General features: G+C 45.7%; 21 protein-coding genes and 1 pseudogene. 8 read left to right on the top strand and 14 right to left on the bottom strand.

Features of this window, described 5'->3' with window-relative positions:
• Positions 1–25 precede the first annotated feature (25 nt).
• The 12 genes and pseudogenes from ICN36_RS02460 to ICN36_RS02405 form a co-directional block, all read right to left on the bottom strand.
• Positions 26–814, bottom strand: a complete 789-nt coding sequence (locus ICN36_RS02460; RefSeq protein WP_216226805.1) for an ABC transporter permease — start codon at positions 812–814, stop codon at positions 26–28.
• Positions 815–879: 65 nt separating this feature from the next.
• A pseudogene (locus tag ICN36_RS02455) lies at positions 880–1,563 on the bottom strand (ABC transporter ATP-binding protein); the annotation flags it as partial.
• A 5-nt stretch (positions 1,564–1,568) separates the two neighbouring features.
• The gene (locus ICN36_RS02450; protein ID WP_216226804.1) at positions 1,569–1,826 is read right to left on the bottom strand and encodes a lipid asymmetry maintenance protein MlaB; all 258 of its coding nucleotides are present in this window, start codon (positions 1,824–1,826) and stop codon (positions 1,569–1,571) included.
• Positions 1,827–1,844: 18 nt separating this feature from the next.
• Complete coding sequence (locus ICN36_RS02445; RefSeq protein WP_216226803.1) at positions 1,845–2,486, bottom strand: phospholipid-binding protein MlaC; 642 nt, start codon at positions 2,484–2,486, stop codon at positions 1,845–1,847.
• A gap of 74 nt (positions 2,487–2,560) precedes the next feature.
• The gene (locus ICN36_RS02440) at positions 2,561–3,313 is read right to left on the bottom strand and encodes a VacJ family lipoprotein (RefSeq protein ID WP_255531201.1); all 753 of its coding nucleotides are present in this window, start codon (positions 3,311–3,313) and stop codon (positions 2,561–2,563) included.
• Positions 3,310–3,792, bottom strand: a complete 483-nt coding sequence (mlaD, locus tag ICN36_RS02435) for an outer membrane lipid asymmetry maintenance protein MlaD (RefSeq protein WP_215360632.1) — start codon at positions 3,790–3,792, stop codon at positions 3,310–3,312. The genes ICN36_RS02440 and mlaD overlap by 4 nt, the downstream gene beginning before the upstream one ends.
• Before the next feature lie 21 nt (positions 3,793–3,813).
• The gene (gene mlaE, locus ICN36_RS02430; protein WP_216226802.1) at positions 3,814–4,611 is read right to left on the bottom strand and encodes a lipid asymmetry maintenance ABC transporter permease subunit MlaE; all 798 of its coding nucleotides are present in this window, start codon (positions 4,609–4,611) and stop codon (positions 3,814–3,816) included.
• Positions 4,608–5,462: an ABC transporter ATP-binding protein gene (locus ICN36_RS02425; protein ID WP_216226801.1), complete on the bottom strand. Its 855-nt coding sequence runs from the start codon at positions 5,460–5,462 to the stop codon at positions 4,608–4,610. Before ICN36_RS02425 ends, mlaE begins: the two co-directional genes overlap by 4 nt.
• A gap of 10 nt (positions 5,463–5,472) precedes the next feature.
• Positions 5,473–6,936 (bottom strand): glutamate synthase subunit beta, encoded by a 1,464-nt coding sequence (locus ICN36_RS02420; protein WP_216226800.1) that lies wholly within the window; start codon positions 6,934–6,936, stop codon positions 5,473–5,475.
• Positions 6,937–6,983: 47 nt separating this feature from the next.
• Positions 6,984–11,729 carry a glutamate synthase-related protein gene (locus tag ICN36_RS02415; protein ID WP_216226799.1) on the bottom strand — a complete coding sequence of 1,582 codons (4,746 nt, stop codon included), beginning with the start codon at positions 11,727–11,729 and terminating at the stop codon, positions 6,984–6,986.
• A 194-nt stretch (positions 11,730–11,923) separates the two neighbouring features.
• A complete protein-coding gene (locus tag ICN36_RS02410; protein ID WP_216226798.1) occupies positions 11,924–12,628 on the bottom strand; it encodes a transposase in 705 nt (234 codons plus the stop codon).
• A gap of 12 nt (positions 12,629–12,640) precedes the next feature.
• Positions 12,641–14,977 carry a penicillin-binding protein 1A gene (locus ICN36_RS02405; protein ID WP_216226797.1) on the bottom strand — a complete coding sequence of 779 codons (2,337 nt, stop codon included), beginning with the start codon at positions 14,975–14,977 and terminating at the stop codon, positions 12,641–12,643.
• Between the two features lie 141 nt (positions 14,978–15,118).
• Between ICN36_RS02405 and ICN36_RS02400 the strand changes: the two genes are divergently transcribed.
• Genes ICN36_RS02400 through aroB form a run of 4 tightly spaced genes read left to right on the top strand, consistent with a single transcriptional unit; the run spans position 15,119 to position 18,563 of the window.
• Positions 15,119–15,811 (top strand): hypothetical protein, encoded by a 693-nt coding sequence (locus ICN36_RS02400; protein WP_216226796.1) that lies wholly within the window; start codon positions 15,119–15,121, stop codon positions 15,809–15,811.
• Positions 15,808–16,929 carry a secretin and TonB N-terminal domain-containing protein gene (locus tag ICN36_RS02395; protein ID WP_255531200.1) on the top strand — a complete coding sequence of 374 codons (1,122 nt, stop codon included), beginning with the start codon at positions 15,808–15,810 and terminating at the stop codon, positions 16,927–16,929. The genes ICN36_RS02400 and ICN36_RS02395 overlap by 4 nt, the downstream gene beginning before the upstream one ends.
• Positions 16,930–16,941: 12 nt before the next feature.
• A complete protein-coding gene (locus tag ICN36_RS02390; RefSeq protein ID WP_216226795.1) occupies positions 16,942–17,466 on the top strand; it encodes a shikimate kinase in 525 nt (174 codons plus the stop codon).
• A 14-nt stretch (positions 17,467–17,480) separates the two neighbouring features.
• Positions 17,481–18,563, top strand: a complete 1,083-nt coding sequence (aroB, locus tag ICN36_RS02385; RefSeq protein ID WP_255531210.1) for a 3-dehydroquinate synthase — start codon at positions 17,481–17,483, stop codon at positions 18,561–18,563.
• Here the strand turns inward: aroB and cyaY are convergent.
• Complete coding sequence (cyaY, locus tag ICN36_RS02380; protein WP_255531199.1) at positions 18,560–18,967, bottom strand: iron donor protein CyaY; 408 nt, start codon at positions 18,965–18,967, stop codon at positions 18,560–18,562. The genes aroB and cyaY overlap by 4 nt on opposite strands.
• Before the next feature lie 17 nt (positions 18,968–18,984).
• On the opposite strand from cyaY, the gene ICN36_RS12105 reads away from it, so the two are divergent.
• Entirely contained in the window at positions 18,985–19,179 is a 195-nt protein-coding gene (locus tag ICN36_RS12105; protein WP_216226793.1) for a lipoprotein, read from the top strand.
• Complete coding sequence (gene lysA / locus ICN36_RS02370; protein WP_216226792.1) at positions 19,176–20,474, top strand: diaminopimelate decarboxylase; 1,299 nt, start codon at positions 19,176–19,178, stop codon at positions 20,472–20,474. Before ICN36_RS12105 ends, lysA begins: the two co-directional genes overlap by 4 nt.
• Positions 20,475–20,569: 95 nt before the next feature.
• Here the strand turns inward: lysA and ICN36_RS02365 are convergent, their stop codons facing one another.
• On the bottom strand, positions 20,570–21,175 hold the full coding sequence (locus ICN36_RS02365) for a cytochrome c (RefSeq protein ID WP_255531209.1): 606 nt from the start codon (positions 21,173–21,175) through the stop codon (positions 20,570–20,572).
• Between the two features lie 231 nt (positions 21,176–21,406).
• Between ICN36_RS02365 and yihA the strand changes: the two genes are divergently transcribed.
• Together yihA and hemB are read left to right on the top strand one after the other, a co-directional pair.
• Positions 21,407–22,072: a ribosome biogenesis GTP-binding protein YihA/YsxC gene (gene yihA, locus ICN36_RS02360; protein ID WP_216226790.1), complete on the top strand. Its 666-nt coding sequence runs from the start codon at positions 21,407–21,409 to the stop codon at positions 22,070–22,072.
• Positions 22,050–23,084 (top strand): porphobilinogen synthase, encoded by a 1,035-nt coding sequence (gene hemB / locus ICN36_RS02355; RefSeq protein WP_370623381.1) that lies wholly within the window; start codon positions 22,050–22,052, stop codon positions 23,082–23,084. Before yihA ends, hemB begins: the two co-directional genes overlap by 23 nt.

Below are 23,084 nucleotides of genomic sequence, written 5' to 3'. Positions count from 1 at the left end.
CCTAATAAAACCAGGGTGTAAATAATTAATAACGGAGCTTATAACCCTTTTGCAGCAGACGCAGTGCAATCACCGACACCACCACAAAAAAGCAAAATACAATTGCCAGGCTACTCCAAGGAGAGTTATCAGATACCCCAAAGAACCCGTAACGGAAGCCATCAATCATGTAAAAGAATGGATTGAAGTGCGACACCACCTGCCACGCCGGCGGCAAAGAGTGAATGGAATAGAAGACGCCTGACAACATTGTGGCGGGCATGATGATGAAGTTCTGAAAAGCCGCTAACTGGTCATATTTGTCAGCCCAGATACCAGCAATTAAACCAAGACTTCCTAAAATCGCAGCGCCTAAGAATGCAAATACCAAAATCCACAATGGGTATTCCAGGGTGGGTGTAGCAAACCAGATGGTGATTAAGAGCACACCCAATCCCACGACAATGCCCCGAAATACAGCAGCCAAAATATAAGCAGAGTAAAACTCAAAATGACTTAAGGGGGCCAGCAAAACGAATACTAAGTTACCGGTAACTTTTGACTGAATTAAAGAGGAGGAGGTATTTGCAAATGCGTTTTGCAAAACACTCATCATTACAAGGCCCGGAATTAAAAAAGCCGTATAACTCAAGCGGCCATAGACTTCCCTGCCCTCAAGCACATGTCCAAAGATCATGAGATACAACACGGCTGTCAGTACTGGTGCCGCCACCGTCTGAAAAGCCACTTTATAAAAGCGCTTTACTTCCTTGAACAATAAAGTCGGGAAACCGCTGCCGTACTCTAAGGCAGGTCGATTGAGGCCATGCTTCATTGAGCGCTCCCTGACATGATGTTGACAAATACTTCTTCTAAATCAGTTTTACCTTCACCGTCTTTTTTGACAGATCCATAACGACTCAATAAATTTGCGGTGGTATCAAGCGCTACAATCTTGCCTTGTTTGAGCATGGCAATGCGTTGACATAAAGCTTCAGCCTCTTCCAGGTAATGGGTAGTCAGAACAATCGTATGGCCATCTTGATTCAAGCGACTGATAAATTGCCAAAGGGATTGACGCAATTCAACATCTACTCCGGCCGTAGGCTCATCCAAAATAATGACTGGTGGTCTATGAACTAAAGCTTGAGCAACGAGCACCCGACGCTTCATACCTCCAGACAATGAGCGCATATTGCTATCCGCTTTTGAAGTGAGATCAAGATTAGCCATGATCTCATCAATCCATGCATCGTTATTTTTAATTCCAAAGTAACCCGACTGAAAACGCAAAGTCTCACGCACAGTAAAAAATGGGTCAAAGACAAGCTCTTGAGGAACTACGCCAAGCATGCGACGCGCTTCGCGAAATCCCTTTTGAACATCAGCGCCCATAATGGCTGCATGACCATGGCTAGGCCTTACAAGGCCGGCCAGAATAGAAATCAAGGTGGTTTTGCCTGCGCCATTTGGCCCCAACAAGCCAAAAAATTCTCCGGGCTCAATCGTGAGAGATACGTCATCTAAAGCTTGGAGTGCTCCGTACTGCTTAGATATATTTTGAATAGATATTGCAGGATGCATCGCCATTACAAACCTAGCAATACATTTACGCCGTAAACACCAGCGAGGACTTTTAGCTTTTCTGGTGCATTTTCAATCGAGATGGATTGACCATCAGCCAGGAGTTTTTTCTGCCATGCCAATAAAACGGTGAGCACGGTTGAATCAAAATCCTTTAATGCAGAGCAATCAATGACGCGCAAGTTTGGGCTATTTAAGAAGCCTTCTTTTTGCAGAAGCAAAGCATTTTCTTGCGTGACTTTTTTAGGCAAAAGAAAAGGCATGGTCTATATATCTAAGAATTAGTTGGCTGGTTTAGCGCTAGCCAATTGCTTATTGCGATCTTGCAAGAATTTCACTAGGCCTTCGATACCATTTTGACTGATTTGGTTGGAAAACTGGTTACGGTAAGCCTCAACCAACCAAACACCCATGATGTTCATATCGTAGACCTTCCAACCACTAGCCGTTTTCTCTAAACGGTAATCCAAAGGAACTGGATCGCCACGACCAAGCACCACCGTCTTCACGACAACTTCTTTATCGTCTGGAGCAGCACGCAAAGCCTTAAATTGAACAGTCTGATCGCGCAATTGGCTTAACGCACCGGAGTAGGTGCGAATCAGCAGATTCTTAAACTCGGATGTCAGTTGAGCCTGCTGCTCGGGTGTTGCCTTTTTCCAATTAGGGCCCATTGCCATTTCTGTAGTGCGGCGCATATCGGTAAACGGAACAATTTTCTTTTCGACTAAATCCACAATCTTCGGAATATTGCCTTTTTGAATATCTGGATCAGCCTTAACTGTTGCCATTACTTCAGTCACCACCATTTTAATTAAGACGTCTGGGGGCGTTGATTGATCGGGGGTTTGAGCAAAAACAGTGCCGGATGCAAGCATTAGGGCTGCAAAGATAAAACTGAAGATTTGTTTAAAGCTTTTCATATTCCCGCCCACTATCTTTATCTATGTTGAAACTCATTTTAGTCGCTTCACACTATATTGCTGGCTTGCTTAGCTTATTGGTATGGGTTCTCGTAAACCGGCACGAGAGGCTCTTCGTCTTCACGACCCTCATTAATTTGGTACTCTCGTCTCTGAATATAGGCATCCCGCATAAAACTGTACTTATCAATTGCAGCGCCATCCAGCAAATCGCCAGCTTCATAGTAAGTATTTCGGGCATTGACCACGCGCAAACCAGTAATACTATTTCGCAGACCAATATCTTTCACAAAGCTAAATAGGTAGTCTGACTCCAAGTCAGCCACAGTACCAAAAGTATCGCGTACATTACTTGGACCAAAGAATGGCAGAACTACATAAGGACCTGAGGGCACACCCCATACTCCTAAAGTTTGTCCCCAGTCTTCTTTATGCTTTTCGAGACCGCCAGGTGTTGCTAAGTCGATAAGGCCACCCAATCCCATGGTCGTATTGACCACTACCCGCATAAGATCGTTAAAGGCATCGCCTGGCTTGCCTTGTAGCAAGTTGTAAAGGGCGGTGTAGATATCGTTGTAGTTGCTAAAGAAGTTGTAAATTCCGTCACGCACAAACTCTGGCAATACAAAACGATAGCCAGTAACAACTGGCTTTAGTACATATGCATCCAAGCCTTCGTTAAATTCAAATACTGAGCGGTTAAACGGTTCCCAAGGATCTTGGGGGGAGCGCTCCACACCAGCAGGAATAGACGCACAGCCAACCATGGCGGTAATCAAGCAAAGCAAAAGGGTTGTCTTGATTTTGTGCAAAATGGACAACATCATTTTGCTGCGCCCTTTTCTTGGCCGCTGTCTGCTGCTTTGTTGTAAAGAAACTGGCTAATTAAATTCTCTAGAACGATAGCTGATTGCGTCTGCGAAATCTTTTCGCCATTAGTCAACATATCATCAGAGCCACCCGCCTCAAGACCAATGTATTGCTCACCTAGCAAGCCTGACGTCAAAATCTTTGCTGAAGAATCCTTTGGAAACTTATATGAGTCTTCAATCGTCATCACTACTGTTGCTTGATAAGTTTTGTCATCAAAAGAGATATTGGCAATTCTGCCAACAACCACACCTGCACTTTTAACAGGTGCACGAGGCTTCAAGCCACCGATATTGTCAAAACGTGCAGAAATTTTGTATGTCGGCGCGAATGACACTGCATTCATATTGCCAACTTTCAGCGCAAGAAAGAGTGCTGCCAGCAAACCAATGGCAACAAAAATTCCTACCCAGACGTCAATTGCACTTTTTCTCATAAGAGCCCCAGTTTATTCTTTCTAATTTGAGAACATCATCGCGGTTAGCAAGAAATCTAATGCTAGAACCGATAAAGAAGAGATCACCACCGTACGGGTAGTCGCTTGCGAAACGCCTTCTGGCGTAGGTTTAGATTCATAGCCCTGGTAAAGAGCAATAAACGTCACCGCCACACCAAACACCATGCTTTTAATTAAGCCGTTGCCAATATCGGAGAACAAATCGACTCCGCCCTGCATCTGGGACCAAAACGCGCCTGAATCCACCCCAATGAGGGGTACGCCTACTAAATACCCACCCAGAACACCGACCGCTGTAAATATCGTTGCCAATATTGGCATAGAAATAATGCCCGCCCAAAGTCGTGGTGCAATCACACGGCCCAAGGGATCAACCGCCATCATCTCCATTGCAGTCAATTGTTCCCCAGCTTTCATCAAACCAATCTCAGCCGTTAAAGAGGTGCCTGCTCTACCAGCAAACAATAAAGCGGTAATGACGGGCCCCAACTCTCGAGTTAAGGAGAGGGCAACTAATAAACCAAGTGCCTGCTCTGAACCATAACGGTTTAGGGTGTAGTAACCCTGCAAACCTAAAACGAAGCCAACAAATAATCCTGAAACAGCAATGATGATGAAAGAGTGATTGCCCACAAACAAAATTTGATCAATTACCAAGCGTGGTCTCTTGAGCAAGAATCCCGAGCGCATGATCACAGCTACAAACATGCGAGCAGCCAAGCCAAGACTACTCAAATTGCGACGTACAAAAAATCCGAGGTCGCCAAAAAGATTCAATAATTTATGAAGTATGGTCATTGGGCACTCACTCCAAAATCTTCTTCCAAGCTTTTGCCTGGGTAATGGAAAGGCACTGGACCATCTGGCGCTGCGTCTAAAAATTGTCTAACAAAAGAGTCGGTTGAGCGACTCAACTCTTCAGGAGTACCTTCTGCACCAATCCGTCCATTCGCAATAAAGTAGACGTAATCTGCGATTGCAAAAGTCTCTTCGACATCGTGTGTAACCAATAAACTCGTGGCTCCCAGGGCATTATTGAGATCCCGAATTAGGCGCGCTGTGATACCAAGAGAGATAGGATCAAGGCCAGCAAATGGCTCGTCATACATGATCAGCGGTGGATCTAATGCAATCGCTCTAGCGAGAGCAACACGTCTTGCCATACCACCAGAAATTTGTGAAGGCATTAAATCGCGTGCGCCGCGCAAACCAACTGCATTAAGTTTCATCAATACTAGTGAACGCAATAATTCTTCACTAAGGTCAGTATGTTCACGCAAAGGAAAGGCAACGTTTTCAAAAACACTCAGGTCAGTGAATAAGGCGCCAAACTGAAAAAGCATTCCCATGCGACGACGAGCAGCCATTAACTCAGCACCGCTCATCTTGCCGATATCTTTACCTTCAAAAAGAACTTGCCCTGACTGCGCGGTGTATTGACCGCCAATCAAACGAAGGATAGTAGTCTTGCCACAGCCCGAACCACCCATGACAGCAACTACTTGACCGCGTCGAAACTCCATATTGAGTCCCGACAAAATTTGCCGCTCACCTGGAGCATAGGAAAAGTTAACGTCTTTAATAGAGACGATAACTTCACCTATAGCTTGCTTGCTTACATCCAAAGAGTTTGGCTGGCCACTGTTCATATCCTCGACATTATCGAGGTAAAACAGAAGACCCCATTAAATACTCGTCTACTGAACGGGCACATTGACGGCCTTCACGAATTGCCCAAACCACCAAAGACTGTCCGCGACGCATATCACCCGCTGCAAACACCTTAGGAACGTTAGTTTGATAAGCATTTTGACCATCTTCCGTTGCTTTTGCATTACCGCGAGCATCTTTCTCAACGCCAAATGCATTCAAGACCTGCTGGACCGGAGACACAAAGCCCATTGCTAAAAGCACTAAATCCGCCTTTATTTCAAATTCGGAGTTTGGCACTTCTGCCATCTTGCCGTCTTTCCACTCCAAACGAACGCCAATGAGTTTCTCAACTTTGCCGTTTTTACCTTCAAAACGCTTTGTTCCAACAGACCAGTCGCGCTCACAACCTTCTTCATGAGATGAGGAGGTGCGCAGCTTTGTTGGCCAATATGGCCACACCAAAGGCGTGTTCTCAACTGCTGGAGGCTGAGGGAGTAATTCAAACTGGGTAATCTTGGTTGCACCATGACGATTTGAAGTTCCAACACAATCTGAACCTGTGTCACCACCACCGATAACGACTACATGCTTATCTGTTGCGCGAATTTCATTTTTAAAATCGCCTGCATTCTCTTTGTTCTGCGGAATCAAAAATTCCAACGCATAGTGCACGCCCGCTAATTCACGACCTGGTACTGGCAAATCACGCGGCTGCTCTGCGCCACCAGTAATAACTACCGCATCAAAATCTTTCATCAACTGCTCAGGAGAAACCGTTTTGTTAGAGTAATTTTTTACTTCAGTACCAATCGCTTCTTTACCAACAAAAACGCCAGTCTCAAACTTGACGCCTTCAGCTTGCATCTGCTCTACACGACGATCAATCAACCACTTTTCCATTTTGAAATCAGGAATGCCGTAGCGCAGTAAGCCGCCAACACGATCATTCTTTTCAAACACGGTTACATCATGACCAACGCGCGCTAATTGCTGCGCAGCTGCCATGCCTGCTGGGCCGCCACCCACTACTGCTACTTTTTTACCAGTCTTAGTTTTAGGTGGTTGTGGTTTAACCCAACCATTTTCCCAACCCTTATCAATAATGGCATGCTCAATAGACTTGATGCCCACTGCAGTGCTATTGATTCCTAAGGTACATGCGGCTTCACAAGGAGCCGGACAAATACGGCCTGTAAATTCTGGGAAGTTATTAGTGGATTGCAAAACATCCAATGCATTCTTCCAATCATTATGAAATACCAAGTCATTGAAGTCAGGAATGATGTTGTTCACTGGGCAGCCGTTATTACAGAACGGGATGCCGCAATCCATACAACGCGCACCTTGAACTTTTGCTTCTTCATCAGTCAATGCAGCAACAAATTCTTTGTAATGATGGAGGCGTTTAACCGGCGCTTCGTACGTTTCACCAACGCGCTCAAACTCCATAAATCCAGTGACCTTACCCATATCGAATCCTTAGTATCTTTTCTTAATGTCTTTATTGATCAAGTGGCTTAAGCCGCAACAGTTTTGTTCTGAGCTTTTTCCCACAACTCACCTAGAGCTCGTTTGTACTCAGTTGGAAGCACTTTCACAAAACGTCCACGAGCATTATCCCAATCGGCCAAGATTGCTTTAGCGCGCTCAGAGCCTGTGTGGCGGAAGTGACGCTCAATTAAGCCCTTCAAAATTTGCTCATCCGTTAAGCGCTCGCCACCATCTTTTACATCAACAGGAGCATGCCATTCAGACTTTGGCATCTTGGCAATCTGCTCTGCAGAAGGCAATACTTTTTCTAAAGTCGCCATGCTGGTATTGCAACGCTTATTAAATAAGCGATCTTCGTCATAAACATAAGCAATACCACCGCTCATACCTGCAGCAAAGTTACGACCTGTCGCACCCAGCACAACTACGGTTCCACCGGTCATGTACTCACAACCATGGTCACCAGTACCCTCAACAACCGTTGTGGCACCAGAGTTACGAACTGCAAAACGCTCGCCAGCTACGCCATTGAAGAAAGCCTCGCCCGCAATCGCACCATAGAGAACGGTATTGCCAACAATGATGTTCTTGGCTGTATCGCCACGGAACTCATGAGGAGCACGAACAATCACACGACCACCGGATAAACCTTTGCCAACATAGTCATTACCGTCGCCGACTAGGTCCAAAGTGATACCGCGTGCCAAGAAGGCTGCAAAGCTTTGACCAGCAGTGCCATTCAATTGAATATGAATAGTGTCATCCGGCAGACCCGCATGCCCATAACGCTGGGCAACTTCGCCTGAAAGCATTGCGCCTACAGTGCGGTTCACGTTCTTCACTGGAACAATGAAAGAAACTTTTTCACCACGCTCTAATGCAGGCTCACTCTTTTCAATCAGAATATTGTCGAGTGCGCTGGCTAAGCCATGCTCTTGAGTCAAGACTTGGTAACGCGGAACCTCAGCAGCAACTTGTGGCTCAGCAAAAATCTTGCTGAAATCCAAGCCGTGTACTTTCCAGTTCTCAATACCTTTGCGGGTATCTAACAAATCAACGCGACCAATTAAGTCATCAAACTTACGAATACCGAGTTGGGCCATGATCTCGCGAGCCTCTTCAGCAATAAAGAAGAAGAAGTTCACTACATGTTCTGGCTTGCCTGAGAATTTCTTACGCAATTCAGGGTCTTGAGTAGCAACGCCTACTGGGCAGGTATTCAAGTGACACTTACGCATCATGATGCAGCCCTCGACTACCAGTGGTGCAGTCGCAAAACCAAATTCATCAGCACCTAACAAAGCACCGATAACCACGTCACGGCCCGTTTTCATCTGGCCATCAGCCTGAACACGAATACGGCTACGCAAACCATTGAGAACCAATGTTTGTTGTGTTTCAGCTAAGCCCAATTCCCATGGGGAGCCAGCGTGCTTGATTGAAGACAGTGGAGATGCGCCAGTACCGCCATCATGTCCAGCGATCACAACGTGATCTGCTTTAGCTTTTGCTACACCAGCTGCAACAGTACCAACGCCCACCTCAGATACCAACTTCACAGAAACGTCAGCTTTTGGATTGACGTTCTTCAAATCATGAATCAACTGAGCGATATCTTCAATGGAGTAAATATCATGGTGCGGAGGAGGAGAAATCAAACCTACGCCAGGAACTGAAAAACGCAACTTACCAATATAGTCAGAAACCTTACCACCAGGCAATTGGCCGCCTTCACCAGGCTTAGCGCCCTGCGCCATCTTGATCTGAATCTGATCAGCGGAGCGTAAGTACTCAGTAGTCACACCAAAGCGACCAGAAGCAACTTGCTTAATCTTGGAGCGCAATGAATCGCCATCTTGCAATGGAATATTGGCCTCAACCACATCGCTACCCAAGATGCTGGCTAAAGTCTCACCCTTCTTGATTGGAATGCCTTTGAGTTCATTCACATAACGATTTGGATCTTCACCACCTTCACCAGTATTGGACTTCCCACCAATACGGTTCATAGCGATTGCTAATGTAGCGTGCGCTTCTGTAGAGATTGAGCCCAAAGACATCGCGCCCGTTGCAAAACGTTTGACGATTTCTTTTGCGGACTCAACTTGATCCAAAGGAATGGCTTTAGCTGGATCGATCTTGAATTCAAACAAACCGCGCAAAGTCATTTGACGCTTGGTTTGATCATTAATGATATTGGCGTACTCTTTATAAGTCTGGTAGCCCTTCTCAGCACCAATACGTGTGGAATGCTGCAACTTCGCAATCGTGTCAGGAGTCCACATATGGTTCTCACCACGAATACGGAATGCATATTCACCACCAGCATCGAGCATATTGGTTAAGACTGGGTCGTTCCCAAATGCAGATGTGTGCATGCGTAAGGCTTCTTCAGCAACCTCAAATACGCCGATACCACCAACGTTTGATGGAGTACCTTTGAAGTATTGATCAATGATGTCGTGATTTAAACCGATTGCTTCAAAAATCTGTGAGCCGGTGTAAGACATGTAAGTGGAGATGCCCATTTTGGACATGACTTTTTGTAGACCCTTACCAATTGCCTTCACAAAGTTCTTTACTGCTTTTTCTGGAGATAAATCACCGGATAAGCCTTTAGCCATTTCAGCCAAGGTTTCCATTGCGAGGTAAGGGTGAACAGCTTCAGCGCCATAGCCAGCCAAGAGCGCGAAATGATGTGTCTCACGCGCACTGCCAGTTTCAACAACTAGGCCAACGCTGGTACGTAAACCTTTTTGCACCAAATGCTGATGAATCGCTGAGGTTGCGAGTAAAGCAGGAATTGCTACGTGCTTCTCATCAACCTGACGATCGCTCACGATCAAAATGTTGTAACCGGAACGTACGGCATCTGCAGCTTCAGCACACAGTGATGCTAAACGCGCCTCAATGCCTGCTTTGCCCCATGAAGCTGGATAGCAAATATCTAGCTCGTAAGAGCGGAACTTACCATTGGTGTAATGGCCAATATGACGAATCTTGGTAATGTCATCAAAATCCAAAATTGGCTGACTCACTTCCAAACGCATTGGTGGATTGATGTTGTTGGTATCCAATAAATTAGGCTTAGGCCCGATGAATGAAACCAAAGACATCACCATGTTCTCGCGAATTGGATCAATCGGAGGATTGGTTACTTGCGCGAATAATTGCTTAAAGTAGTTATAGAGCGGCTTGTTCTTATTAGAGAGAACAGCCAATGGGCTGTCATTACCCATTGAACCAATAGCCTCTTCGCCATTGGTGGCCATTGGGGCCATCAAGAACTTAATGTCTTCCTGGGTGTAACCAAATGCCTGTTGGCGATCTAATAATTTAGCCGCTGGACGAATAGTCATTTTCTCGTCTATCAAGTCGGCCTTGCTAGCATCAACCTCATCTAGCTTCACACGTACTGCATCGATCCAACTCTTATATGGCTTAGCTTTAGATACCGCATCCTTTAATTCAATGTCATCAATGATGCGACCCTGCTCCATGTCGATCATGAACATCTTGCCTGGTTGCAAACGCCATTTTTGAACGATCTTGCTCTCAGGGATTGGCAATACACCCGCCTCTGAGCCCATGATGACTAAATCATCATCTGTTACGTAATAGCGTGCTGGACGCAAACCATTGCGATCCAAGGTTGCGCCGATTTGACGGCCATCTGTAAATGCCATTGCTGCAGGGCCATCCCATGGCTCCATCATTGCTGCATGGTATTCGTAGAAAGCGCGACGATTGTCATCCATCAATGCATGCTGTTCCCATGCCTCTGGAATCATCATCATCATGGCTTGTGCTAATGGGTAGCCAGACATCACTAACAACTCTAAACAGTTATCAAAACATGCGGTGTCAGACTGGCCAGGATAAATTAATGGCCAGAGTTTTTGTAAGTCATCGCCAAGTACTGGAGAGCTAATCGCGCCCTCACGTGCATTAACCCAGTTAACGTTACCTTTAACAGTATTAATCTCACCGTTGTGCGCAATCATGCGATATGGATGCGCCAATTCCCAAGCGGGGAAAGTGTTAGTGGAGAAACGTTGATGCACTAAAGCAAGCGCTGATACTGTGCGCTTATCTTGTAAGTCTTCGTAATAAGCGCCCACCTGGTTAGCCAACAGCAAACCCTTATAAACAATGGTTCTAGCTGACATTGAAGCAACGAAATATTCTTTACCATGCTTCAAGTGCAAATCTTGAATAGCGTGGCTTGCTGTCTTGCGGATGACATACAACTTACGCTCAAGCGCATCGGTTGTCATGATGTCGCGACCACGACCAATAAAAATTTGACGGATAAATGGCTCGGTCATTTGCACTGTTGGTGAAATCGGCAATTTCACATTTACCGGAACATCTCTCCAACCTAAGACCACCTGACCTTCTAGACGAACAGTGCGCTCTAATTCTTGTTCGCAAGCTAAACGTGAAGCATGCTCTTTCGGCAAGAAAATCATGCCAACGCCATACTCACCCAAGGGTGGCAAGGTCACGCCTTGCTTCGCCATTTCTTCGCGATACAAAGTATCAGGAATCTGAATCAAGATACCGGCACCATCACCCATTAGAGGATCGGCACCTACCGCTCCCCGGTGATCTAGATTTTCAAGAATCTGTAAACCCTGAGAAACGATCTCATGAGATTTCTTGCCTTTGATGTGTGCAACGAATCCTACGCCGCAAGCGTCATGCTCATTTCTAGGGTCATATAAACCTTGAGCGATTGGGCGAAGATCTGAATTTAATTTTGTAGTCATAATATTTCCGAGGGGCGACAAAGGCCTGATTACTTTTGGAGGATCAAATATAGGGGAATACCCACACCGATGCAATAGAAATAAAATGAATCTGTCCCATTTAATTTGATGCCGCACCAATATGAATTAAATATATGGGGACAGAGTGGCAGTTTTCAACACCCTAGCTTGTATCTAGACTACTAACTATCTGACTAAGTTATTGAATTTACTAGGTTTATTTTTCTAGGGCGACCACGGTGCCGAATTGCAGCTATCTCTGGTGAGTCTTTAAAGAGCTTTTTCGCATAAATATCGCTCACCCAAGGCTTGGAGCGAATCAGTGATTCTGTAATTTGGCGATCTTCCCAGTGAGGCGCGCCCTCTTTTACAAAGTTAGCCCAGCCCATCTGCCGCTCAAAAGGGGTATTACCTAGCTTCCAAAAGTGCTGATGATCTACCAACCAAGGCTCGGCTTTACCTCCAATATGGGTTGCAAAACTAGTCCAAGTAGAGCCTTGGGGATTAGATTCATATCCAGACCTCACGGGATTGAGCTCTATGTAACGCTGACAGCGCAGAAAATAATCTGGATCAATGAGTGACGAGCGATAGCGTCCTTCCCAAATGGTTCCAGACCGACGATGCTGCTGATTAAAGTATTGCGCATAACGACGTCCAAGAGATTGCATTGTCTTAGCAAGCGAATCTTCGTTTTGAGGAGTCATTAATAAATGAACATGATTAGGCATTAATGCAAAGGCATGTACTGCACAACCAAATTGCCTTGCTGCTTCTCGTAACCACTCTAAGTAAGTCCGCCGGTCTTGATCCGTATAAAAGAGTGTTTCGCGATTGTTGCCACGAACCATCACATGCATTGCTTGGCCTGGTATTACTGTGCGAGCTTGCCGTGCCATGTTGAAAACGAACTATTGCAGTTCGCGCACACCGCCATTGTTAGAGAAGTCAGGAATAAACCAGTCGCCATCCACTTGAGTTACTCCACTTGGTACCTCACGGGAGATCTGAGGGCTATCTTTTAATGCAGTCGCCATGTAAGAAATCCACATTGGCAAAGCAAGTCCACCACCAGTCTCACGATCACCTAAACTCGCAGGCTTATCAAAGCCAATCCATGCAATCGCAACTACTTTAGGGTTATAGCCAGCAAACCAGGCATCGTGCGAATCATTCGTTGTGCCTGTTTTACCAGCAATGTCGCTGCGTCCCAACTTACCACGCGCTGAGGCTGCAGTACCCGTCTTGGTCACTTCTTGCAGCATGCTGTCCATCACAAATGCAGTGCGTGCATCCAACACACGAGGAGCATCCTCGCCTGCACGAGTAGGTTTTGCTTCGAACATGACGGTGCCTTTAGAGTCCACCATCTTGTCAATCAAAAATGGATCTACACGATAGCCGCCATTTGCAAACACACTATAAGCAGAGGCCATCTGCAATGGGGTTACAGAACCTGCGCCCAAAGCCATTGTTAAATAAGGAGGATGTTTTTCTGGCTCAAAGCCAAAACGCTGAATATATTCTTGTGCATAAGAAGGGCCGATGGCGCGAATGATGCGAACCGAAACTAAATTCTTCGATTTTGCTAAGGCATTGCGTAAACGCATCATGCCGTCATATTTACCGTCATAGTTTTTAGGCTCCCAAGCTTGGCTACCCGTTTCCATGCTACCAATCGATAACGGCGCATCGTTCACCATCGTGCTGGGTGTGAAGCCCTTTTCAATCGCAGCTGCGTAAATGAATGGCTTAAATGAGGAGCCAGGCTGACGCAAAGCTTGTGTCACATGGTTAAATTGGTTGCGACGGAAATCAAAACCACCCACTAAAGACAGAATTGCCCCAGTCTCAGCATTCATGGATACAAAGGCAGCCTCAACTTGCGGCAACTGGGCTAGCTTCCATACGCCGCCGTCCGACAGGAGGCGCACCACAGCGCCAGGACGCAAACGTTTTTTAGGTTGAGTACTATCAGTAATAGATGCGGCCGCTAACTTCATGCCCTCACCTTTAATAGTGATGGTATCTCCGGTCGAAATCATGACCTGCATTTCTTTCGGCTTAATATCAAGCACTACACCAGACTGCAAATCATCAAGCTGCGGGTAGGCAAGCAATGCTTCGTCAATCGCGCGCTGGCGTTTCACGGAATCTTCAGGGAGATCGATAAAGCCTTCTGGACCACGATAAGCATGACGCAAATCGTATTCAAAAATTCCCTTGCGTACAGCCTTATAAGCCGCATCTTGATCAGCTTTCAAGATGGTGGTGTAAACATCAATCCCTTGCGAATAAATTGCTTCTCCATATTGAGTAAAGAGCAATTGACGAACCATTTCAGCCGGGAAGTCGGCTCGAACTGCAAACTCATTACCAAGACCACGAATATGCAACTCTTCAATCATGGCTTTTTGATACTCTTCAGGCGTGATGTAGCCCAAATCACGCATACGCTGAAGAATGTACTCTTGGCGAATCTTGGCACGACGGAAATTACTGACGGGGTTATAGGCTGACGGGGCTTTTGGCAAGCCCGCCAACATCGCTGACTGAGCGATCGTAATGTCCTTTAAATCAATGCCAAAGTAAATCTGCGCAGCACTAGAAAATCCAAACGCTCTTTGGCCTAAAAAAATCTGGTTCATATAGATTTCCAGAATTTTGTCTTTAGTTAATTGAGACTCAATTTCCCATGCAAGCAGTACTTCGTATATTTTTCGACTAAACGTTTTCTCATTACTGAGGAAAAAATTGCGCGCCACTTGCATGGTGATCGTTGAGGCACCCTGCGAAAGGTGTCCACGCAAATTGGTTACTGCTGCCCGCAAAATTCCAACGTAGTCCACACCACCATGAGAATAAAAACGATCATCTTCAATGGCTAAAACAGCATTGCGCATGCTTTGAGGAATTTCATTTAACGGAATTACCTTGCGTCGCTCCTCACCAAACTCGCCAATTAATACCTTATCCGCCGTATAGATACGTAGAGGAGTCTTGGGGTTGTAGTCAGTTAAGGCAGAAATTTTCGGAAGGTTAGGTTTAGCCACCAAGAAGGCATAACCCATCAGCAATGTAATCACTAGGGCAAAAACTACGCCGATGATCAACAAAGCCTTTACGAGGGGGTTACTTGAATTCTTGCGTTGCAAGCCCGGCTCAACTCGCGCTTGCCGAGGACGTCTATCGGATGGACGAATGGGACGCTGATTTAGCGGCGGCTTGTCTTTTGGGGGTAGGGCCATATGTCTAAATTATAGGGTGCTTAGACAATTTCACTAAAAGCTCCAAAACCCTTCTTTTGGGTGCGGCAAAAGGGGGATTTCTGACACAGGGTTCAAGCCAGACCGATGGATTTTTAGCTCTCAAAAACCAAGAATATAGGCATGCCAGCACGCCATATTTCCAGCCAATCCTTTGATGAAATTTTGAGTGACCTGGGTGATGATCCAGCAATCCCAGACCCACATGGAATTCGCAAGCCACCCCCTCAAAAAAGCATTCCACCCAGACCCTCAAGTCAAAGCAATGGCAATTCATTCACGGCGTCCCTAAGCCATAGTCAGATTAAAAATTTAACGCAGGGATTGGCGGTTCACGTCATCCTTGTTGGCGCCTTAATTGCGATAGCTGTTGGATTTTTTGTTGTCTATAACGCCTTTGATAGCAACTCTCAAAATGCTCTTGAGGAGTCTCAAAAGCAGATCTCCGAACTAAAAAAAGAGTTGTCTTTAATGCGTGATGAAATCTATCAGGAACAAGAAGATCTATATATTGCATTAGATGAATTAGAAGTGAGTATTCACTCATTAGAGGAGAAAAAACCAGATATCCGAGTTTTCAGTAAGCCACAAATACCTACTCATGAGTCAGAACTCCGCCGCTGGCGCTACCTTGGGGCCTCACAAATGGGCATCTCCCATCAAGCCTATTTTCATACAGGCAAAAGCCATCTCGTCTTTGAAAAAGGAGCTCAGGTTTTAGGGGAATGGCGTCTGAGCAATATTGAAAAAGGACTTGTCACCCTTACCCATAGCCAAGGTAAATCTATGGTTTTGAAGGCTTCCAAAGGGCCATGAAAACCATTCCAAAAAGCATCAAAAAACGCTTAAAAAATTTCAGCATTTGGATGGCTGTATTGATGCTTTTATTAGGCAATCGAGCAGTAGGAGGCTTGCCCTCACAAAATCATTTTCTGAGCCCCATTAGTCTGCAATTTACAGACATCGAAATGACAGAGCTTTTGCAAGTCATGGCCAAATTGGGAAACACCAATTTTTTGTTAAGCGAGTCAATTCAGGGAACTATTTCGATAGACCTCAGAAATACTCCCTGGCAAACAGCCCTTCACTCTATTTTGGCAAGCCGTGGCTTGAGGGTAGTGCGCAATGGAGAAATCTACTGGATTGGGCCTCATGCAGAAATCCAAGCTTTTCAAAAATTCCGGCGCGAGGATGCTGCCCTTCCCTTTGGAGGAGATCACATTAATAGCCCAAGGCAAATTCTCATTGAGGCACGAATAGTCGAAGCTGATGAGCGCTTTGCTAGAGAGCTAGGCGTTAAGCTTGGCTACCAAGCCAATGGGATTGGAGGTCACGCAGAGCAAAAACTGGTGGGCAATATCGACCTGGGCGGAGCTGGATTAAGCGGCTTTAATCCAGCCTCCATAGCCGCAACCCTTGTCTCTAGAAATGCCAGTCGAATTCTTCAAGCAGAACTCTCTGCGCTTGAATCAGAGGGGCAGGGAAAGATTCTCTCCAACCCTCGCATCATGACTGGCGATCAAGTGAAGGCTACGATTGAACAAGGCACAGAGCTTCCATACCAAACGTCGAATCAAAATGGCAGTAAATTGCAATTCAGAAAGGCAAACCTCCGTCTTGAGGTTCTTCCCAAAATTCATCCGGATGGCAAGATTTCCATGCTGGTTGGCATTAATAAAGACACCGTTGGCATGAAAACAGAGCAGGGTTATGCGATTGACACCAAAAGCCTGAGTTCAGAGGTGACTGTTGAAAATGGAGGAACAGCAATCATTGGCGGCATCTTCCAAACCACTGAACGCGAAGATGAAGTGAAAATCCCTTTATTGGGAGATATACCCCTCATTGGCCATTTTTTCCGCCATAAATCTAAATTACAAGACAAAACTGAGCTGCTTGTCTTCCTTACTCCGACCGTTCTCGACAAACCCTAATAAAATCGAGGGGTGAACTCTTCGACAAACAATATCTTTCTGATCGGCCTCATGGGCGCCGGGAAGTCGACCGTCGGCAAGGTACTGGCTAAAAAATTAGGGCGTCGCTTTTTAGATGCTGACCATGTCATCGAAGAACGTTGTGGCGTAAAAATTCCTGTCATCTTTGAAATGGAAGGCGAAGAAGGCTTTCGCAAAAGAGAAGCCCAAGCTATCCGTGAAATTACTGCCGAGCAAGACGTTATTTTGGCAACCGGTGGAGGCGCAATCCTTTCACCAGAAAATCGCCAGGCATTAAGCGAGCATGGCACCGTCATTTATCTACATGCCAATCCAATTGAACTTTGGCATCGCACTAAAGGTGGCGAAGGTCGCCCCTTATTAAAAAATGGTGATGCCAAAAAGATTCTAGAAAACTTGTATTCCATACGCGATCCCCTGTATCGCGAAATTGCCGACTACGTGATTGAGACTGGAAAACCCAGCGTTAATCAACTAGTCAACACCTTAATTATGCAGCTCGAACTTTCCGCTTAAATATATTGGCCATGATGAAAACACTTGAAGTTGATCTCGGTAATCGCAGTTATCCAATTTATATTGGTACAGATCTGATTGATCAAGCAAGCTTATTTGGTGCCTGTGAAAAAGCAAGCTCTATCTATATCGTTAGTAACACTACGGTTGCCCCGCTCTATGCTGAGCACCTTACCAAAACACTTAGCACTTTTGGTAAACCTGTTAGAACAATTGTTCTGCCTGATGGTGAGTCTTACAAGGACTGGAAAAATCTTCAGCTGATTTTTGATGATCTTTTAAGGTTTGGCGCTGATCGCCAAACCATGTTGGTCGCTTTGGGTGGTGGTGTCATAGGTGACATGACTGGGTTTGCTGCGGCCAGCTTCATGCGCGGAGTTCGCTTTATTCAAGTTCCGACTACCCTACTTGCCCAAGTAGACTCTTCCGTTGGTGGCAAGACTGGTATTAATCACCCGCTTGGTAAAAACATGATCGGCGCCTTTCATCAACCAGTCGCTGTGATTGCCGATCTCAATACCTTAAAGACGTTGCCCCCAAGAGAGTTATCTGCCGGTCTTGCAGAAGTAATCAAACATGGCGCTATTGCCGATGCCCAATTCTTAGATTGGATCGAGGCTAATGCAAAACCATTATTGGCATGTGACACCGAAGCAATGGGACACGCTGTCTTACGCTCCTGTGAAATTAAATCTGCAGTGGTATCTGCTGATGAAAGAGAAGGTGGCATTCGTGCAACGTTGAACTTTGGCCATACCTTTGGTCATGCAATTGAAGCGGGCATGGGTTATGGCGCATGGCTGCATGGTGAAGCCGTTGGTTGCGGCATGGTACTTGGAGCAGACTTATCACGTCGCCTCAATTACATCAGCGAAGCAGATGTTCAGCGCCTCACCAAAATCATTCAATCCATGAATTTACCAATTACACCGCCCAAGTTTGGCGCAGAACGTTATATGGAGCTCATGCAGGTGGATAAAAAAACCGAGAGCGGGCAGATACGTTACGTAGTGTTAGAAAAAATTGGTAAAGCTCAGATAAAAAGCGTAGCTGATGCCCAAGTGATTGAAACATTAAGCGCTACTGGCGCAGCTTAAATTAAGCTAATCTTTACGGCCTGTCCAGCCTGAGCGCTTGCAAATTCAGTTAAGTCGCTCAAAAGCTCTTTTCCTGTTTTGGTATCAAGCCACAGAGGCTTTGCCATGGTTCCAGCCCAACGATAGTGATATCCGCCTGATTTAGCAGCGACCCAAATCTCATGCAAAGGTGGTTGAGTGTTGACCACAATGACACTTTTGTCCTTAAAACGAATATTGATGACATTTCCACCCTGACGCTCGACATCTAGATCCAGATCAAGCTCATCATCAGCAGCCTCTAATGCCACTTCTATGGATTGCAATAATTCGCTTCCCAGCTGATAAAACTGCTTGTCATCAATAGTTTCTGTGCCTGGATTGTTTGGGTTCATACCGGAGTCCTGCATGCTATATTCAATCATTCGTTTTAGAGACATTCATGATAGCGATTCTTAATAGAACCCTCTGCTTTAGCCTTCTAATATCCCTTGTAGGGTGTGGGGTAAGAGGGCCGCTATATATGCCAAATGTGCCACCAGTTCCGCCCGCTCCTACGGAGCCAGAAACCAAAGGCAAGCTATACCCACCCCAACCCTCTGCTAACCCGAGCAATTCTTCATCGACCAAGCAATGACAAGTAAAGCAATTCCCCTTCCTGAATTATCTGGATTTACCGAGCGCGATGGCAATTGGTATGCCGAAGAAATTCTAATGGCTGATTTAGCAAAAGAATTTGGTACGCCACTTTACGTCTATAGCAAAAAAGCGCTCACCGAGGCTTACCAAGCATATGACAAAGCTTGTGTTGATTCGCAAGGAAAACGCCGTGCACGCGTGCACTATGCGATGAAAGCGAACAGTAATTTAGCGGTGATTGATTGCTTTAAAAAATTGGGCTCAGGATTTGATTTAGTCAGCGGCGGTGAATTAGCGCGCGCCTTAGCGATTGGCGCTGACCCCAAAAGCTTAGTATTTGCAGGCGTTGGTAAATCTGCCAATGAGATAGCTGCTGCGCTGCAGGCTGGAGTGAAGTGCATCAACGTTGAATCGATTGCAGAGCTTCACCAGATCAATCGGGTTGCGATAAAGCTTAATTGCCGCGCCCCAATTTCCTTACGCGTCAATCCTGATGTGGATGCGCAAACTCATCCTTACATTTCAACCGGACTTAAGGGCAATAAATTTGGCATTGCCTATCACGAGGTTTTAAAAACCTATCGTGAAGCATCGCAACTTTCTCAAATCGATGTTGTGGGTATCGATTGTCATATCGGTTCCCAGATCACTACCACCGCACCCTATTTGGATGCCTTAGATAAGGTATTGGATCTCGTAGCGCAATTGAAAAAAGAAGGCATTGTTATTCACCATCTTGACCTTGGTGGTGGCCTTGGTATTTCTTATAGTGATGAAACTCCACCAGACATCACTGAGTTTACGAACACCTTATTGAATAGAGTGGCTGAACGTGGTTTTGGTCACCTAGACGTTGTACTAGAGCCAGGCAGGTCATTAGTAGGCAATGCTGGGGTGCTGCTTACAACGGTAGAGTATTTAAAGCCTGGTGCTGAAAAGAACTTCTGTATTGTTGATGCTGCAATGACCGAACTGATGCGCCCCGCCCTATATGAAGCGCACCATGGAATAGTGCCTGCACAAAAGAAGGCGGCAACTGCCCTGACCTATGACATCGTTGGCCCTGTTTGCGAATCTGGCGACTGGCTAGGAAGAGATCGTCATCTTGCAGTAGAAGAGGGCGATCTACTGGCAATTCTGTCAGCAGGCGCCTATGGTTTTGTGATGGCCTCTAACTACAACACACGCCCTAAACCTGCAGAGATTATGGTTGACGGAAAAAATGCTTACGTTATTCGTGCTCGTGAAAAAACTACTGACTTATTTTCTTCAGAAACAGTTTTGCCAAACTAACGACAGGTGATCGGGATATATTTAAAAACTTTGTAAAGTTTTACATAACAAAAAACCCCGCTTAAATGGCGGGGTTTTTTTAACGCTTTGACTGATTAGTGCAAACCTGCCATGTAATCAGAAACCGCTTTCATTTCGTTATCAGAAAGCTTAGTAGCAATCATATTCATCTGTAGATTTTTACGAGTACCTTCACGGAATGACATTAATTGAGTATTGGAGTACTCAGCCCATTGTCCAGCCTGACGAGGATACTGCGCAGGAATTCCAGCGCCGTTTGGACTATGACATCCAGCGCAAGCTGGAACACCCTTGGCAGCTATTCCACCGCGGTAAATACTTTGACCTAACTCAATCGTCTCTTTGTTTTGAGCAACACCTTGTGAGGGTTGTTGTTGGGCTAAATAAGCAGCAATATTCAACATATCTTGATCAGTTAAGGCAGCAGCCATTCCCATCATGATTGCATTAGCACGAACGCCTTCTTTAAAGTTTTTTAACTGTCGGGCAAGATAAGCTGGATGTTGTGCGGCTAGCTTTGGCCATGTTCCCATTGCACTTTGACCCTTAGGTCCATGGCACGTAATACAGGCAGCTACGCCACGAGTTGCATCGCCATTTGAATACAGTGCTTCACCAGCGGCTAGATCAATCTTAGGCTTACCTGGAACTTCTGCTTTAGCTTCTGGAGCGGCTGCCATAGGAGCAGCATCAGCAGCAAAAACTGTACCGGATACGCCGATCAGAGCGAAAATAGAGAGAACCGCAAAACCAGCACGTAAGCTAGTTAATTTGGAGATTTGGGAGGTTTGACGCATTATGTTTACCTTGGCAAAAATTCCTAAAAGTGTTTGGGCCCTGCATTTACAACCTTTTACCCAACACCATGAGATATTTCATGATTTTGCATGATTTTACAATAGCTTCTGGACATGTCTAAACTCTTTCAAGCCCGATTCGCCACCACAGTCAATGACACCCATTGCCTACCTGCCACTCCGCTCCGAGAGGTAGCTTTTGCCGGCCGCTCAAATGCGGGTAAATCTAGCGCACTAAATGTCCTTTGTAACCAAAAAAGGCTCGCTTTTGCCAGTAAAACCCCTGGGCGCACCCAACATATCAATTATTTTGGAGTTTTTGCTAAAGATGACCTATTGGCATATTTGGTGGATTTACCGGGCTATGGCTACGCAGCCGTAAACCATGAGACTAAATACCACTGGAATGCCCTTCTAAGCGATTATTTGCAAGAGCGAGAGCAGTTGGTAGGCATGATCCTCATTGTGGACTCTAGACGCGGCATAACCGACCTAGATGAGCAAATGATTCAGTGGTTTGTGCCAACAGGCAAGCCCATCCATGTTTTGCTGAGTAAATGCGACAAATTGAACAAAAGTGAATGCAAGCATGCTCTTGAGGCAGTCACAAAGCGCCTACAGCAATATGACCCTGCATTGCCTGACGGTACCGGCGAATCCAAACAACTTACGGCACAATTATTCTCCAGCACCAAGCGGATTGGCCTTGAAGAGGCAGATAATTTAATTATTAAATGGCTATTTGAAGCAGAAACTCATGAAGATGAAATCACCAGCTAACTCTTTGCTTAATTTTCCAGGGCATCGTCCACGTCGCATGCGTCGTGATGATTGGTCTCGGCGCCTGATACAAGAGAACAGTGTTTCGGCAAGTGACTTGATCTATCCAGTCTTTTTGTTAGAGGGGCAAGGTAAATCAGAAGCGGTTGCCTCAATGCCTGGTGTTAATCGCGTTTCCCTTGATCTACTAATTCCAGTTGCCCAAGAGTGCGTAGATCTAGGCATTCCGGTTCTGGCACTTTTTCCGGTCATTGACGCAGCATTAAAAACACCGGATGGTAAAGAAGCTTTTAATCCAAATGGGCTCATTCCAAATGCAGTTCGCGAACTCAAAAAACGCTTCCCAAATCTAGGCATCATGACTGATGTAGCGCTTGATCCATATACAAGCCATGGTCAAGATGGTGTACTCGATGAACAGGGTCGCATTCTCAATGATGAGACGACTGCGATCTTAGTTCAACAAGCAGTCGCCCAAGCTGAGGCCGGTGTCGACATCGTTGCACCATCAGACATGATGGATGGTCGCATTGGAAAAATTCGTGAAGCACTTGAAGCGAAGAAACTAATTCATACACGCATCATGGCTTACTCAGCTAAATATGCATCTGCTTTTTATGGCCCATTTAGAGATGCTGTGGGCTCCGCAAAAAATCTTGGTAAGGCAGATAAAAAAACATATCAAATGGATTGCGCCAACGGCGACGAGGCTTTGCGGGAGGTGGCACTAGATATCAGCGAAGGTGCCGACATGGTGATGGTTAAACCAGGCATGCCTTATTTGGATATCGTACGTCGCGTGCGTGAAGAGTTTGATTACCCCACTTATGCATATCAAGTAAGCGGGGAATATGCCATGCTGAAAGCTGCGGCACAAAATGGCTGGCTAGATCACGATGCCGTCATGATGGAATCACTACTCGCATTTAAACGTGCTGGTGCTGACGGTGTACTGACTTACTTTGCACTCGAAGCCGCACGCCTGCTTAAAACAAACGCATCAAACAAATAA

The organism is Polynucleobacter sp. UK-Gri1-W3 (assembly GCF_018881595.1).
GTDB lineage: Bacteria > Pseudomonadota > Gammaproteobacteria > Burkholderiales > Burkholderiaceae > Polynucleobacter.
The sequence above is the reverse complement of the archived record's forward strand: the minus strand, read 5'-3'. Positions and strand labels throughout refer to the sequence as shown.

What these genes read in the sequence shown, in the direction of transcription:
- ICN36_RS02425 (WP_216226801.1), bottom strand. Translation starts at nt 5,462, where the DNA reads ATGAACAGTGGCCAGCCAAACTCTTTGGATGTAAGCAAGCAAGCTATA.
- ICN36_RS02415 (WP_216226799.1), bottom strand. Translation starts at nt 11,729, where the DNA reads ATGACTACAAAATTAAATTCAGATCTTCGCCCAATCGCTCAAGGTTTA.
- aroB (WP_255531210.1), top strand. Translation starts at nt 17,481, where the DNA reads ATGAAAACACTTGAAGTTGATCTCGGTAATCGCAGTTATCCAATTTAT.
- mlaD (WP_215360632.1), bottom strand. Translation starts at nt 3,792, where the DNA reads ATGAGAAAAAGTGCAATTGACGTCTGGGTAGGAATTTTTGTTGCCATT.
- ICN36_RS02445 (WP_216226803.1), bottom strand. Translation starts at nt 2,486, where the DNA reads ATGAAAAGCTTTAAACAAATCTTCAGTTTTATCTTTGCAGCCCTAATG.
- ICN36_RS02450 (WP_216226804.1), bottom strand. Translation starts at nt 1,826, where the DNA reads ATGCCTTTTCTTTTGCCTAAAAAAGTCACGCAAGAAAATGCTTTGCTT.
- ICN36_RS02365 (WP_255531209.1), bottom strand. Translation starts at nt 21,175, where the DNA reads ATGGCAGCCGCTCCAGAAGCTAAAGCAGAAGTTCCAGGTAAGCCTAAG.
- cyaY (WP_255531199.1), bottom strand. Translation starts at nt 18,967, where the DNA reads ATGATTGAATATAGCATGCAGGACTCCGGTATGAACCCAAACAATCCA.
- ICN36_RS02420 (WP_216226800.1), bottom strand. Translation starts at nt 6,936, where the DNA reads ATGGGTAAGGTCACTGGATTTATGGAGTTTGAGCGCGTTGGTGAAACG.
- ICN36_RS02460 (WP_216226805.1), bottom strand. Translation starts at nt 814, where the DNA reads ATGAAGCATGGCCTCAATCGACCTGCCTTAGAGTACGGCAGCGGTTTC.
- ICN36_RS02405 (WP_216226797.1), bottom strand. Translation starts at nt 14,977, where the DNA reads ATGGCCCTACCCCCAAAAGACAAGCCGCCGCTAAATCAGCGTCCCATT.
- ICN36_RS02400 (WP_216226796.1), top strand. Translation starts at nt 15,119, where the DNA reads ATGCCAGCACGCCATATTTCCAGCCAATCCTTTGATGAAATTTTGAGT.
- ICN36_RS12105 (WP_216226793.1), top strand. Translation starts at nt 18,985, where the DNA reads ATGATAGCGATTCTTAATAGAACCCTCTGCTTTAGCCTTCTAATATCC.
- ICN36_RS02440 (WP_255531201.1), bottom strand. Translation starts at nt 3,313, where the DNA reads ATGATGTTGTCCATTTTGCACAAAATCAAGACAACCCTTTTGCTTTGC.
- yihA (WP_216226790.1), top strand. Translation starts at nt 21,407, where the DNA reads ATGTCTAAACTCTTTCAAGCCCGATTCGCCACCACAGTCAATGACACC.
- ICN36_RS02395 (WP_255531200.1), top strand. Translation starts at nt 15,808, where the DNA reads ATGAAAACCATTCCAAAAAGCATCAAAAAACGCTTAAAAAATTTCAGC.
- lysA (WP_216226792.1), top strand. Translation starts at nt 19,176, where the DNA reads ATGACAAGTAAAGCAATTCCCCTTCCTGAATTATCTGGATTTACCGAG.
- ICN36_RS02410 (WP_216226798.1), bottom strand. Translation starts at nt 12,628, where the DNA reads ATGGCACGGCAAGCTCGCACAGTAATACCAGGCCAAGCAATGCATGTG.
- hemB (WP_370623381.1), top strand. Translation starts at nt 22,050, where the DNA reads ATGAAGATGAAATCACCAGCTAACTCTTTGCTTAATTTTCCAGGGCAT.
- mlaE (WP_216226802.1), bottom strand. Translation starts at nt 4,611, where the DNA reads ATGACCATACTTCATAAATTATTGAATCTTTTTGGCGACCTCGGATTT.